The sequence below is a fragment of the Rhizobium sp. P2_G9 genome (assembly GCF_056403475.1).
This window is the reverse complement of the sequence record NZ_JBFUFK010000003.1, coordinates 204244-217129: the sequence shown is the minus strand read 5'-3', so window position 1 is coordinate 217129 and position 12886 is coordinate 204244. Positions and strand designations below refer to the sequence as shown.

10 protein-coding genes and 1 pseudogene are annotated in these 12886 nt (G+C 61.7%); 4 read left to right on the top strand and 7 right to left on the bottom strand.

Annotated elements, in window-relative coordinates; all coding sequences use genetic code 11:
- The first annotated feature begins 1 nt into the window (after position 1).
- Positions 2-1657: an ABC transporter ATP-binding protein gene (locus AC1DYF_RS04120; RefSeq protein ID WP_477875401.1), complete on the top strand. Its 1656-nt coding sequence runs from the start codon at positions 2-4 to the stop codon at positions 1655-1657.
- 27 nt (positions 1658-1684) lie between these two features.
- Here the strand turns inward: AC1DYF_RS04120 and AC1DYF_RS04115 are convergent, their stop codons facing one another.
- A complete protein-coding gene (locus AC1DYF_RS04115; protein WP_477875400.1) occupies positions 1685-2161 on the bottom strand; it encodes an Lrp/AsnC family transcriptional regulator in 477 nt (158 codons plus the stop codon).
- Positions 2162-2392: 231 nt separating this feature from the next.
- Here AC1DYF_RS04115 and AC1DYF_RS04110 point away from each other — a divergent pair, with 231 nt between their 5' ends.
- The 3 genes from AC1DYF_RS04110 to AC1DYF_RS04100 all read left to right on the top strand — a co-directional run bounded on the left by AC1DYF_RS04110 (position 2393) and on the right by AC1DYF_RS04100 (position 6488).
- Entirely contained in the window at positions 2393-3718 is a 1326-nt protein-coding gene (locus AC1DYF_RS04110; RefSeq protein WP_477875399.1) for an NAD(P)/FAD-dependent oxidoreductase, read from the top strand.
- A 140-nt stretch (positions 3719-3858) separates the two neighbouring features.
- Entirely contained in the window at positions 3859-4341 is a 483-nt protein-coding gene (locus tag AC1DYF_RS04105; protein ID WP_477875398.1) for a hypothetical protein, read from the top strand.
- Positions 4342-4418: 77 nt separating this feature from the next.
- Positions 4419-6488 carry a sigma-54-dependent Fis family transcriptional regulator gene (locus AC1DYF_RS04100; protein WP_477875397.1) on the top strand — a complete coding sequence of 690 codons (2070 nt, stop codon included), beginning with the start codon at positions 4419-4421 and terminating at the stop codon, positions 6486-6488.
- A 127-nt stretch (positions 6489-6615) separates the two neighbouring features.
- Here AC1DYF_RS04100 and groEL read toward each other — a convergent pair whose 3' ends face one another.
- The 6 genes and pseudogenes from groEL to AC1DYF_RS04070 form a co-directional block, all read right to left on the bottom strand.
- Positions 6616-8250, bottom strand: coding sequence for a chaperonin GroEL (gene groEL / locus AC1DYF_RS04095; RefSeq protein WP_477875396.1), 1635 nt, complete (start codon positions 8248-8250; stop codon positions 6616-6618).
- Between the two features lie 65 nt (positions 8251-8315).
- Positions 8316-9125 (bottom strand): iron-sulfur cluster assembly protein, encoded by an 810-nt coding sequence (locus tag AC1DYF_RS04090; RefSeq protein WP_477875395.1) that lies wholly within the window; start codon positions 9123-9125, stop codon positions 8316-8318.
- Positions 9126-9130: 5 nt separating this feature from the next.
- Positions 9131-10153 (bottom strand): amidohydrolase family protein, encoded by a 1023-nt coding sequence (locus tag AC1DYF_RS04085; protein WP_477875394.1) that lies wholly within the window; start codon positions 10151-10153, stop codon positions 9131-9133.
- A gap of 69 nt (positions 10154-10222) precedes the next feature.
- Positions 10223-10585: pseudogene (locus AC1DYF_RS04080) on the bottom strand (MmoB/DmpM family protein).
- A gap of 17 nt (positions 10586-10602) precedes the next feature.
- Positions 10603-11661: an aromatic/alkene monooxygenase hydroxylase subunit beta gene (locus AC1DYF_RS04075; RefSeq protein WP_477875393.1), complete on the bottom strand. Its 1059-nt coding sequence runs from the start codon at positions 11659-11661 to the stop codon at positions 10603-10605.
- Between the two features lie 139 nt (positions 11662-11800).
- Positions 11801-12886 carry a 2Fe-2S iron-sulfur cluster-binding protein gene (locus tag AC1DYF_RS04070; RefSeq protein WP_477875392.1) on the bottom strand — a complete coding sequence of 362 codons (1086 nt, stop codon included), beginning with the start codon at positions 12884-12886 and terminating at the stop codon, positions 11801-11803.

Below are 12886 nucleotides of genomic sequence, written 5' to 3'. Positions count from 1 at the left end.
GATGGCCAATCTCGTCGAAGTCAGAAATCTAAATGTCGAAGCCAGAACCGACGCCGGACGGGTTGTCGAGATCATCAAGGGCGTCAGCCTGGAGATCGCCGAGGGCGAGATCGTAGCGCTGATCGGCGAGAGTGGCTCCGGCAAGACGACGATTGCATTGTCGCTGATGGGGCACGCACGCCCGGGATGCCGCATTTCGGGCGGCGAAGTCTGGGTCGATGGCAAGGACATGGCGGCCATGTCGGAGCGGGAACGCGCCAAATACCGCGGCACCCAGGTCGCCTATGTGCCACAGAGTGCGGCGGCGGCCTTCAATCCCTCAGCGACGATCATGGAACAGGTGATCGAGGTTACCCGTATTCACAGGCTGATGGTGCCGGAGAAGGCACGCGAGCGCGCTGTCGAACTGTTCAAGGCGCTGTCGCTGCCCAATCCCGACACGATCGGCGATCGCTACCCGCATCAGGTTTCCGGCGGCCAGTTGCAGCGCCTTGCCGCCGCCATGGCGCTGATCGGCGATCCCAAGCTGGTGATCTTCGACGAGCCGACCACCGCACTCGACGTGACGACCCAGATCGACGTCCTGAAAGCATTCAAGAATGTCATGCGGGCCGGCGGCATTGCCGGGGTCTACGTCTCGCATGACCTCGCTGTCGTCGCGCAAATCGCCGATCGCATCGTCGTTCTCAAAGGCGGGCAGGCGCAGGAGACCGGCACGACCTCGCAAATCCTGACTGCGGCCACACATCCCTATACAAGGGAATTGTTGGCCGCCTTCGAGCCGAAACGGCGTTCCGACACCAAGCAGGACCCGGCACAGGCACCGCCCTTGCTGCAAATCAGCGATCTGGTCGCCGGCTACGGGCAGATTCAATCCGACGGGCTGCCAATCGTTCGCGCCGTTCAGTCTGTCAGCCTCAAGGTAGAGAAGGGCCGAAACCTCGGCATTATCGGCGAATCCGGCTGCGGGAAATCGACCCTGGCACGGGCAATTGCCGGCATTCATCCGGCGGCCGCGGGGAAGATCACCTTCAACGGCGCTGTCGCAAGCCCTGCCGCGCGCGGCAGAACACAAGATCAGCTGCGCGAGATGCAGATCGTCTTTCAATATGCGGATACCGCGCTGAACCCGGCCAAGCCGATCGAAGATATTCTCGGCCGGCCGCTTACCTTCTACCACGGCATGGACCGCAAGGCGCGTGACGCGCGCGTCAACGAACTGCTCGACATGGTCCGTCTTCCCCGCACGCTGCGCTATCGCCACCCGGCGGAGCTTTCCGGCGGACAGAAGCAGCGGGTAAATTTCGCCCGCGCGCTTGCCGCGTCGCCGCAACTGATCATCTGTGACGAGATCACCTCGGCGCTCGACACGGTCGTCGCCGCGGCCATCCTCGACCTGCTCAAGGAATTGCAACGCGAACTGCAGCTTTCCTACATCTTCATCAGCCACGACCTGTCGGTGGTGGAAGCGATCTGCGATGAAATCGTGGTCATGTATGGCGGCAAGAAGGTGGATGAGATCACGCCGGAGAACGCCGGGGCGACCCGCCATCCCTATTCCCAACTGCTGTTCGCCTCGGTGCCGAAGCTCGACCCCAAATGGCTCGACAACCTGGTGCTGGATCCCGAGCTCAAGCGGGAATATGGCCACGGTTGACCGTGCGCCGCCCCTGGCGACGTGTCTCTACATCGGAAACAGGCTGGGCAGGGGCATATGCGCCTTGACGATCGGTGACTTCAGCACGACGAAGCTGAAATATTTGTCGATGCCGATGTCCATGTCGGTCAGTCGCTCCATGATCGTCTGGTATTCCCCGATCCCGGCAGTGACGAACTTCATCAGATAGTCGTAGCCGCCGGAGACGAGATGGCATTCGATCACCTGGTCGATCTTTTCGACGACCGACAGGAAGCGTGCGAAGTCGATCTGCCGGTGGTTCTTGAGCGTGATCTCGGTAAACACCGTCAATGTCTGGCCGAGCTTGCCGAGATTGATCTGCGCCGAATAGCCCTCGATGTATCCCTCTGCTTGCAGCCGCTTGACGCGCATCAGGCAGGGACTCGGCGACAGGTTCACCAGTTCGGCGAGTTCCACATTGGTAACGCGACCGTTTCTCTGCAATTCGTAGAGGATTTTGATGTCGATCCGGTCAAGTTTCATCGGGATACGCCGCTCCGGGACTATTGTGAAGTCTTAGCACAAAATGCTGTGCGTTCCAGCGATAAAGCCTATCACAACGCCGCCCCATATCCACTCACGTAGAAATTCTGCAATGGAGCACAATAGTTCGTTGCTTTGGCATCATACAGCATAAAATGCCAGAAGGCCACAATCTCCGGCTCCGCTTCGCCCGCCAATGGGCTAAAATGGAAGCCAGTTTGGAGACCAAAAATGCCTGCACCGCTTCGCAAGATCGAAACGACACCGGAATTGCCGAAATCGGCCGATGTCGTGGTCATTGGCGGCGGCATCGTCGGCGTTTTCACAGCATATTATCTGGCGCGATCTGGGCTGAGCGTCGCCCTGATCGAGAAGGGCCTGATCGGCGCCGAGCAGTCGAGCCGGAACTGGGGCTGGTGCCGGCAGCAGAACCGCGATGCGCGGGAATTGCCGATCGCCACGAAAAGCCTCGATCTCTGGGAGAGTTTTGCCGCCGAAAGCGGCGAGGATGCCGGCTTCCGGCGCTCCGGTCTGTTCTATCTCAGCAACAGCGAGCAGGAGCTCGCCGGCTGGGCGCGCTGGCGCGACTTCGCCAAAACAGTCGGGGTGACCACCCATATGCTCGACAGTACCGCGGCGACCGAGCGCGGCAAGGCGACCGGCCGGACCTGGAAAGGCGGCGTCTTCTCGCCCACCGACGGGATTGCCGACCCGGCCAATGCTGCGCCGGCCGTTGCGCGCGCCATCCTCAAACTGGGCAGCACCGTGCACCAGAATTGCGCCGCGCGCGGTCTCGAAACAGAGGGCGGCCGCGTCAGCGGCGTGGTGACGGAGAGCGGCGTCATTCGCACCAGGATCGCCATTCTCGCCGGTGGCGCCTGGGCGTCATCGTTCTGCAGACAGTTGGGTATCCGCTTTCCGCAGGCATCCGTCCGCTCCTCGATCCTCTCCGTCTCCGCCGAAGCGCAAGGGTTGCCGGACACGCTGCATACAGCCGGCGTCTCGATCACCCGCCGCGGCGATGGCGGCTACACGCTGGCGATCAGCGGCCGGGGACGGATCGACGTCACGCCGCAGCAATTGCGCTTCTCGTCGCAATTCATCCCGATGTTCCTCAAGCGCCGCAAGAGCCTGTCGCCCGGCGGGCTGGAGGGATTCCGCTCGGGCCACGAAACGCTCACGCGCTGGCGCCTTGACCGGCCGACGCCGATGGAGCGCATGCGCATTCTCGACCCACGCCCAGACCAGGCAACCATCGAACTGACCCATGCGCGAGCACTGGAACTGCTGCCGGAATTGCGCAAAACCCATATTACCGCCGCCTGGGCCGGCTATATCGACAGCACGCCGGACGGCGTGCCCGGCATCGGTGAAATATCGACGCTCCCAGGCTTCATTCTCGCCGCCGGTTTTTCCGGCCACGGTTTTGGCATCGGTCCCGGAGCCGGTCGTCTCGTCGCAGATATCGTGACCGGCGCCTCGCCGATCGTCGATCCGGCTCCTTACCACCCTGATCGTTTCAGCTCGTCGGTGTGGGGCAAAGTCGCGGACTTTTAGAATAACCCGCCACGCAGTCGCCGGATACCACCTGCCTCGGATCGGTGTGGGTTACATTCGCTGTCTTGCGCATGTGAAATGTGCTACGCATTTCCAACGGATAGTGCATATTCCGTTCTTGACAGGATCTGGGAGGATTTATGGTCGAGATCTTTTCGAAGCAGGACGGCCCGCGTCGGGAGGACGCGCAAGTCAAGCGGCTGATCGAGCAGAATCGTGGCGTGATCACCAAGCTGGCCGACCAGTTGAGCAGCGGTCGCTATTCAGAATCGAAGAAGCCGAAGCCTGTGCCGCAAGCCGAGGGCCTGATCATCCATATCGGCGGCAGCGCAAAGCCTGCGCCCGAACCGGAACCGAAAATTCGCGTCACGGCCAACGGTCGCGTCATCGCCGTCGATATCGGCACAGGCCGGCAATTGCAGCATTTCGGCGAGATCCGCGAGGCGCGCGGCACAAAAATCTTCCGCCTGTCGACAAAGGCGAACGGTTTCATCGCGCCTCTCGACGACCAGGTGGCCGAGCTGCTCGCCGACATCGACGGTGTGCTCCTGGGTCCCGCTTATGGCGACAAGGATCTGGCGGCCGATATCGGGCTAAGGCTCGACATTCCTCCCGAGACATAACCGTCGCAGGCCCGGCTTCCGCCTGCGAGACTGCGTGCCTGAAGTCCAGTTCCCTCGAATGAGGAATGTGATAGCCGATGAGACACAATTCATCCACGCCGGGAAATTTCGGCCCTGACCGGACGCCCGAAGTCAGCGGGCTGATTGCCAGCGAAATGACCCTGCATCAGGCCTATGACGAATTGACCACGATGAAGGCCTGGGAGACCCTGCTGGAAGGCCGCACGGAGCCGTCGCGCCCTTCGCTGCCGGTCCGCTCGACCATCCACGATTCCTGGTATCGCTGCGCTAGCGGCGGCATCGACGCCCAGCGCAACGAGGCGCCGCTCGAAACCGACCGCGATGCCGTCGAGGCTCTGACACGGGGCAGTTCCGAACTGCTGGAGGCAGCACAGCGGCCATTCTCCGCGATCGGCCGCATGCTGGAAGGAACCGGCGCCATGCTGGTTCTGGCCGACAGCGAGGGCGTGCTGATCGATGCCATCGGCGACAAGCGGACGCTCTATGACGGCATGGACATCCATCTCGGTATCGGCGGCAAATGGACCGAGGACGTTGTCGGCACCAATGGCATCGGCACGGCGCTGTGGACCGGTGAGCCGGTCTTCGTGCATGCGGCCGAACATTTCTGCGCCGGCATCAAGACCTGGACTTGCGCCGGCGCCCCGATCCGCGATCCGTTCGACGGCAAGGTCATCGGCGTGGTCGACCTGTCCGGCCATCCCGACATTTTCCGGCCGCACAATATTGCGCTGGTCGCCGCAGCCGCCCGCGAGATCGAGCGGGCACTGTCAGGCTCCCAGAACGAGCAGCGCATGCGGCTGCTCGAAGCCTTCATCGCCTCGGCGAGCAATTATCGTTCCAGCGACGGCGTGATGATCGTCGACCGGCATGGCCGCGCAATCTACAGCAACAATGTGCCGCTGATGGAGCGCAAGCGCTTCGGCGACAGATTGCGCCAGGGCAGCCGGAGCTGTCGGTTGCCGGAGCTCAGCAATTCCGGCTTTCTCGACAGCGTCGCCACCGCCCTGCCGAAGGATATGCAATCCTGTCATGTCAGCCCGCTTGAGCTGGATGGCGCTGTGCGGGGCGCAGCCCTGGTCTTCCCCAAACAGGAAAGCCGCACCTTCTCCCTGAGCCGGCGCGACTCGCGCAGGCTGGAGGACGAGCGCGCGCTGATTGTCGGCGAGAGCGAAAGCCTCCGTGCGGCCGTCGACATTGCCTACCGTGTTGCCGAGACGGAGGATGTCACGTCGCTCCTGATCGAAGGCGAGACCGGTGTCGGCAAGGAACTGTTCGCCCGGCTGATTCATGCCGGAAACCAGAAGCAGCCCGGCAGCCCCTTCATCGCGCTGAACTGCGGCGCCATCACCAAGGACCTGTTCGGCAGCGAGCTCTTCGGCCATGTCGCCGGCGCTTTTACCGGCGCTTCACGCGAAGGCAAGCCCGGCGTGTTCGAGCTTGCCAATGGCGGCGTGCTCAGCCTTGATGAAATCGGCGAAATGCCGCTCGATATCCAGCCCTTCCTGCTGCGCGTGCTCGAGGATCGGACGGTGCGCCGGCTGGGCGAAAACCGTGCCCGGCCGGTCGACGTCCGGCTGGTCGCCTCCACCAATCGCGACCTGAAGCGCGAGGTCGAAGCAGGCCGCTTCCGCCGCGATCTCTACTACCGAATCAGCACGGTCTCGATCCACGTGCCACCGCTGCGCGACCGCGGCAGCGACAGCCTGCTATTGCTCGCCCATTTCAACGAGAAGATGGCCGCGCGCAAGAACGGCATGCCGCTGCATTTCTCCAGCGAAGCGCTCGACGCGCTGCTCGCCTATCGCTGGCCGGGCAATGTCCGCGAGCTTAGAAACCTGGTCGAGCGGCTGCATATTCTCTCGCGCCACGGCTTTGTCGGCCTGGAGGACCTGCCCACCGAAATCATCGAACGCCACGATCTGATCATAACTGCGGGAGCTGGAGCGAATGCACCGGACAACCCGGCGGTCCTGAGCTTCGAAGATGCGGAGCGGCAGGCGATAAGGAATGCGCTGGCGGCCGAGCACGGCAATCTCAGCAAGGTCGCCCAACGGCTCGGCATATCGCGGCCGACGCTGTATCGGAAGCTGGAGCAGTTTGGGATTCGGCGCGGGTTTGTTTGATATCTGCCACTGAGATAGCCGAGTTGACAACAACGACCGAGCTGCGAATGCCTTCTCCCGGTTTCCACAGGGAGAAGGCTGCGGCAGCCTGCTCATCGGCCGCCATCGATCGAGAATACCAACCCTCTCATGGACGCCCGAGCTTCTCCGCACCGCCCCCCAGGGCCGGGCCTTCGGTCGGATCGGTTTCGTTTTCGGCGAGATCGCCAATCAGCGTTTCAGTCGTCAGGATAAGTTTGGCGACGGATGCGGCATTGCGTAGCGCGGTATAGGTGACGCGCACCGGATCGATGATGCCGGCCTCGATCATGTTCTGGTAGACGCCGGTGGCGGCATTGTAGCCATGGCCGCTATTGACGCGGGTGACCTCCGAAATGATCGCATCCGGATCGCCGCCGGCATTGGTGGCGATCCGCCAGAGTGGCCGGGTCAGCACCGAGCGGACGAGGCGGACGCCTTCCGCCACGTCATGGTCGACACTTTCGAGCACGCTATCGAGCACCGGCGCGATCTGCGCCAGCGCCGAGCCGCCGCCCGCCACGACCCCCTCCTCTGCCGCCGCGCGTACGGCATGCAACGAATCCTCGATCAGCTGGATCGTGCGCTTCTGCTCGACCGGCGTGACGCCGCCGGCATAGAGTACTGCCGTGCCACCGGAGAGTTTGGCCAGCCGCTCGCGCAACTTGTCCTGCTCGATATTGGGCGGCGCCGTTTCATATTGCCGCTGTACCTGCGCACGGCGGGCAACTATGGCCGCCGGGTCGCCGCCGCCGCGCACGATCGTGGTATAGGTGGCGCTGGTGATGACGCGTTCCGCCGAACCCAGATCCTCGAGTGTTACATCTTCGATCTGGCCGCCAAGGTCACGGGCGATCACCCGGCCGCCGGTCAGGATCGCCAGATCCTCCATCATCGCCTTGCGCCAATGGCCGTATTCCGGGGGATGCACGATCAGATATTTGCCGGGACCCTGCTTGCCGAGCAGCATCACCACCACATCGGGCGACACTTCCTCGGCAACGATCAGCAGCGGTCGGCCGGCCTTGGCGGCAATGTTGCGCACCGCCTCGATCGCCTGGGGCTCCCGGATCTTGAGGTCGGTCATCAGGATCAGCGGCCGATCGAGCACGGCCTCCATCTTTTCCTGGTTGGTGACCATGTGATGCGAAAGGTAGCCGCGCTCGAAGGACATGCCTTCGACGACATCGAGCGTGGTCTCGGTCGTGACGCTGAAATCGGTGGTGATGATGCCGTCCTTGCCGACGCGCTCATAGGCTTCCGCCACCAGCGCGCCGAGTCTCGCATCGGTCGCGGCGATATTGGCGACAGCCGCCAGCACGCCATTGCCCTTGGCCGGCTTGGCCTTGGCCTTCAGCGCGTCGACGATCTTGTCCACGGCAAGGTCGATACCCTTGCACAGGTCGACGGATTTAGCGCCGCGTTCATTGGCCTCGATGCCCTTCTGCACCAGCGCGTTGGCGAGCACGATCGCCGTCGTCGTGCCGTCGCCGGCGATCTCGTTGGTCTGCATCGAGACCTCGCGCACCACCTGCGCCCCCATATTCTCGAAGCGGTCATGCAATTCGATCTCCGAGGCGATCGAAACGCCGTCGCGGGTCACCATCGGCGTGCCGAGCGGCCGGTCGATCATCGCATTCATGCCACGCGGGCCGAGTGTCGGCTCGACGGCGGCGGCCAACCGGGCGACGCCGCGGGCAAGCGCCCGGCGTGCATCGGAATTGTGCAACATCAATTTGGGCATGRCTCCTCCTTCCGCCTGACGGGCGGTTTGTTGATTTGGGGCCTTATGCTGGAAGGCCGCTGGTTTCAGTTACTGGCCGACAACGAGTGTGCGTCAGGCGCGGGCACCCGGTTCATGATGAAATCGACCAGCGTCGGTTCGCCGTCGACGACTTCGACTTCCTTGTAGCGCGTATGCTTGAGCCCCCGGCACAGCGCGCCGTTGAACTCCATGTTGATGCGAACGCTGCGAAGATCGGCAAGATGAGCCGGCAAGGCCTCGCGAGTGATCCGCCCACCGTCGTAGTCAACGATGACGGCATCGTTTGCGCTAAGCCCGGCGAAGCGTTGCAGGAGCGCCTGACGATAACGGGCCTGGTGCTTGCCAAACTGCTCGCTGTCGGCGGCGATGGCATCGAACATGCCGAGCGTCACCAGGACAATCTCAGTGCCAGCCATCCCCATTGCCTTGAGATCCAAGATCACTGTCTCCTGCCGCCGCTTGAACGCCTTCAGCCGGAATTTCTCCCTCAGCCCTTCGAGATCGGTGTCTTCCGCAAGTGAACCAAAGATCTCGGCGAAGCTCCTGCCCTCCGAAATGCCCTTGTTCACTTCATCGGCGAACATATGGTCGTGCAACACCACCTGATAGGCCGGCGACCATGAAAGTCCGTCGAGCGCCGCCCTTATATCGTCAAGCATCAGGAAGGCGAAGTTTGGCGAGCACCAATAGGTCGGCAGGCGAAACCCGACTTTGACGCTACCATCGGCGGCGATTTCAGCGCGCTCGACGAAACCCATTTCCGTGATCGGCTCGTCGAGCTCGGGATCGTTGACCGCTTCGAGGCGCCGCCAGAGTTCCCCCTGGCGGCTTTCTGACAGAGCGAGGGAGGTCATGTCGCTCACTCCGCAGCGATGCTGAACGGCGACGAGGCAAGCGCCGCCTTCTTCGCCGCGACGTCGATGTCGTAGAGCCGCGCAGCGTTGAGACCGAGGATCTTTTCCTTGATCTCCGGCGTCAGCTGCACGCCGCGCTCCTTGGCGATGTCCTCGGGCAGTTCGAAAGCCCAGAATTTTTCCACCAGCCAGCGCGGCGTCCAGATCGCATAGTCGGATCCAAACAGGATCTTGTCCGGCCCGCACCAGAAGAGCAGTTCGGAAATCACCTCGGCGAAATAGCGCGGCCGCGAATGGATGAAGGGCAGCGCCACGGCAAGACCGCCATAGACATTGGTCTCCTGCACCGCGATCCAACAGAAATCGTCGAGCCGCGGCAAGCCGCAATGTTCGATGATCCAGTTGAGGTTCTGGAAGTCGGTCGCGGCATAATCGACATCATGGACGTCGAAGGCATCCTTGTTCAGCGGGATGATCGTCGGGCCCTTGTGGACGTGGATGTTCTTGATGCCCAGTTTTTCGCAGAGCTCGAAGCACTTGTAGGCCTCGGGATCGTTGAGCTTCCAGCCTTTCGAAGCCCCGTTCCATTCGGCCGTGTACATCTTCACGCCCTTGATGTCGTAGGTCTCCTTCATGAAGTGGATATATTCGAGCGCCTTTTCGCCGTCGCGCGGATCGAAGGAACCGTTGACGATGAAGCGTTCCGGATAGCGCTTGGCAACCTCGGCATTGCGCTCGATCGTGTTGAAGCCGTTCTTGTAAAAATCCTTGAGATAGGTCGATTGCACGATCGCCACGTCGTCCGGGCCGTCGATGAACAGGTCCCGGTAGAGGTCGTCGGCGCTGTACTTTTYGAACTTGCTCTTTTCCCAGAGCTGTTCCTTTGGGCTAAGCGCGGTGTGATAGGCGTAGAAACACTCGACGAATTGCTTGCCGTGGATGTTGCGCTGGTTTTCCGGGCTGCCGTCCCAGAAATGGGTATGGCCGTCGACGACGAAAATTTCCTTGCCTTCCGGTGTGATATACATGGTTGCCTCCGCTGCAATGATTTGAATGTCCGGCGCGCCACGGATGCGGCGCGCCACCCTGCCGAACGGTCAGATGTATTCGAAGACTTCGTCCATATCGCCGAACAGGATCACCTCGTTGTCATCGATGCGGACCATGCGGCCGTAATGCGTGGATGTGTTGACCTCGAAGATTTCGGCGGTCATCTCGCGGCCGAGATAATCGCTGATCTCGTCCATGCGGAAGATCAGCTTGCCGTTGCCGTCGATGCGGATCATCGCCTAGGTGACGGTGACGCCGGGCTTCTTGCTCATGAACTCTGCGATGGCGCGCGCCTCGACCGAATCGTTCATGGTGACCCCGCACTGGTGCGAGATCGTCTGCTCGAAGGTGATGTCCTTCATCGACTTGAAGATGTTATCGTGCGATGCGTCGCGTGCTACTGTTGACATGTTGAAAGCTCCTTCGATTATCTGTTCAGGCCGAGTTCGCCGAGGATTTTGCTCACCCGTTCGCCGGACTGGGCATAGACGTCGGAGAAGGACACCGGCTTGGAATGGGGCATCGACCAGATCGGCTGCAGGCCGAGGGCGGCCTTGTCGGCCAGCGCGCCATGCTTGGCGATCCAGCCCTGGAAGAGCTTGCGGTTGGCCTCGCCATAGGCGTGATCGTTCGCCAGCGTGTAGATGAGGTCGATCGTGTTGGCGAGATTGCGCTCGTAATCGGCTTCGGCTGCCGAGATCACCGGCGGGGTGATGAAGTCGTGGTTTGCGGCCGCCGCCTGCATCAGGAAGCCCGAGCGGAACAGTTCGCCAACCAGAGGCTCGAACAGGATGTTGATGGCGAAATACTGTTCGAGATAATCCGACGTTCCCATGATCGTCTCGATGGCCTCGCGCGTGCCCTGCCAGACGCCATCCTCGAGCCAGTGCTTCTTGCCGAGCGTGTCGTCCCAGCCGGCGATATCCATGCCGATCTCGGCCAGATAAAGCGTGATGTCCTGGGCGAGGCGCAGCTTGTAGGACGAATTGGTGAGCGTCGCGTTGTTGATCATCTGCGTATAGCCGTAGCGCTGCGCCTGCATCAGCGAGGTGCCGAGGCCGAATTCCGCATGCTTCCACGCCCCGAGATGGGCCTGCAGGATCTTGATCCACACCTTGTCGAACGCCTTCGGTGCGCCGGCGCGGCGGGCATTGCCGATCACGCTCTGCACCATGGTCTCGATCTTGGACTGGCGCTGGTAGTGCGTGCGTTCCCACTCCTGGTCGGGCGCCCGGAAGGCATGCCAGTTGGAGCTTTTGGCGGCGGTGTTGTCCTTGACATAGGCGCCCTTGCCATTGGCGAAAGAGATGATCCAGTTCTGGATCAGATAGCGTTCCGGATCCGGCTGGACGTCGACGGTGACGTCCTCGTAGTGGGTGGCGCGCTGGCCTTTCGGATCGAAATAGCGATACCGCCGGCTTTCGGAATCGGCAAAGATTGCCGCTCCTGCCGCACCCGACCCGACTGAACTCGATATTGCAGGCATAGTTCTCACTCCCTTGTTGCAGTTGCCTTGATGCTGTCCGTTCTTCGTCCAGCTCCGGACTGTCGTGGTTCATGGAAATGCACGACACTCCGACTTCCCGTTTACCGATCGCCTTGTCCGCGCCTTGGCGCGGGGCGATCTAATGACCCGGAGTTCCTCCCCCGGACGAAGTGGTGAATTTGTCGAAGAAAATGCGCTCGGCTTCAAAGCCGTTCATGAACAGCACCGGCTGCAGCGCATCGATCATCGGCGGCGGGCCGCAGGCATAGACATCGCCCTCGCCATCCACCGCCAGCTCCTTCAGCTTGGCGTCGACCGCCTGGTGGACAAAGCCGCGCTCGCCGGTCCAGCCGCCATCCTCCGGAGCGTGCGAAAGCACGGGGATGAAGGTGACGTCCGGATAGCGGCCGACCAGGTCCTCGATCTTGTCGAGATGGAAGAGATCATCCTCTGTCCTGGCGCCATAGAAGAAATAGACGGGCCGCTGCTCGCCGCTGAGAAGGTGGTCATTGAGGATCGACCAGACGGGCGACATCCCCGATCCCGCGCCGACGAGCACTAATGGTCCATGCCGGTCTTCCCGTCGAAAACAGGTTCCGTAGGGTCCGACGACGCTGACCTCGGCTCCGACCCGGATGCCTCCGGAATCGAGTTCGCCGGAGAACTTTCCTTGTGGGTATTTCTTGATGATGAAGGAGAGTTTCTGGGTTTCGCTCGGCGTATTTGCCATGGAGAACGAGCGCGTAATCGTCTCCCCTTCTTCCGTTGTGACCGTGATGTCGACATACTGTCCCGCCCAGAACTTTATCGGGGAGCCGAGTTCGATTTCGATGCCGCGGATGTCATGGGTCAGCTTCTCGATCTGCGAGATGCGGCCCTTGTAAGTCTTGACGGCGATCGCCTTGGCCAGAAGCTCTTCATCATAGTTGAGGAGCTCCACTTCCATGTCGGAATAGGCGATCGAGCGGCACAGCAGGATGTGCCCGCTTTCCTTTTCCATGTCGTTGAGCGCGAATGTCGAATATTTCAGCATATCGACTTCGCCGTCGAGCAATACGCATTTGCAGGCCGAACACTGGCCTTCCTTGCAGCCATGCGGCAGGGCGATGCCTTGGCGAAACGCGGCATTCAGCACCGTCTCACCATGCTCGACCTCGAATTCGACGCCGACCGGCTCGAGCCGCACCTTGTGCGCCTCCTGATGCGCTTTTTGAGCTTCAGCCAT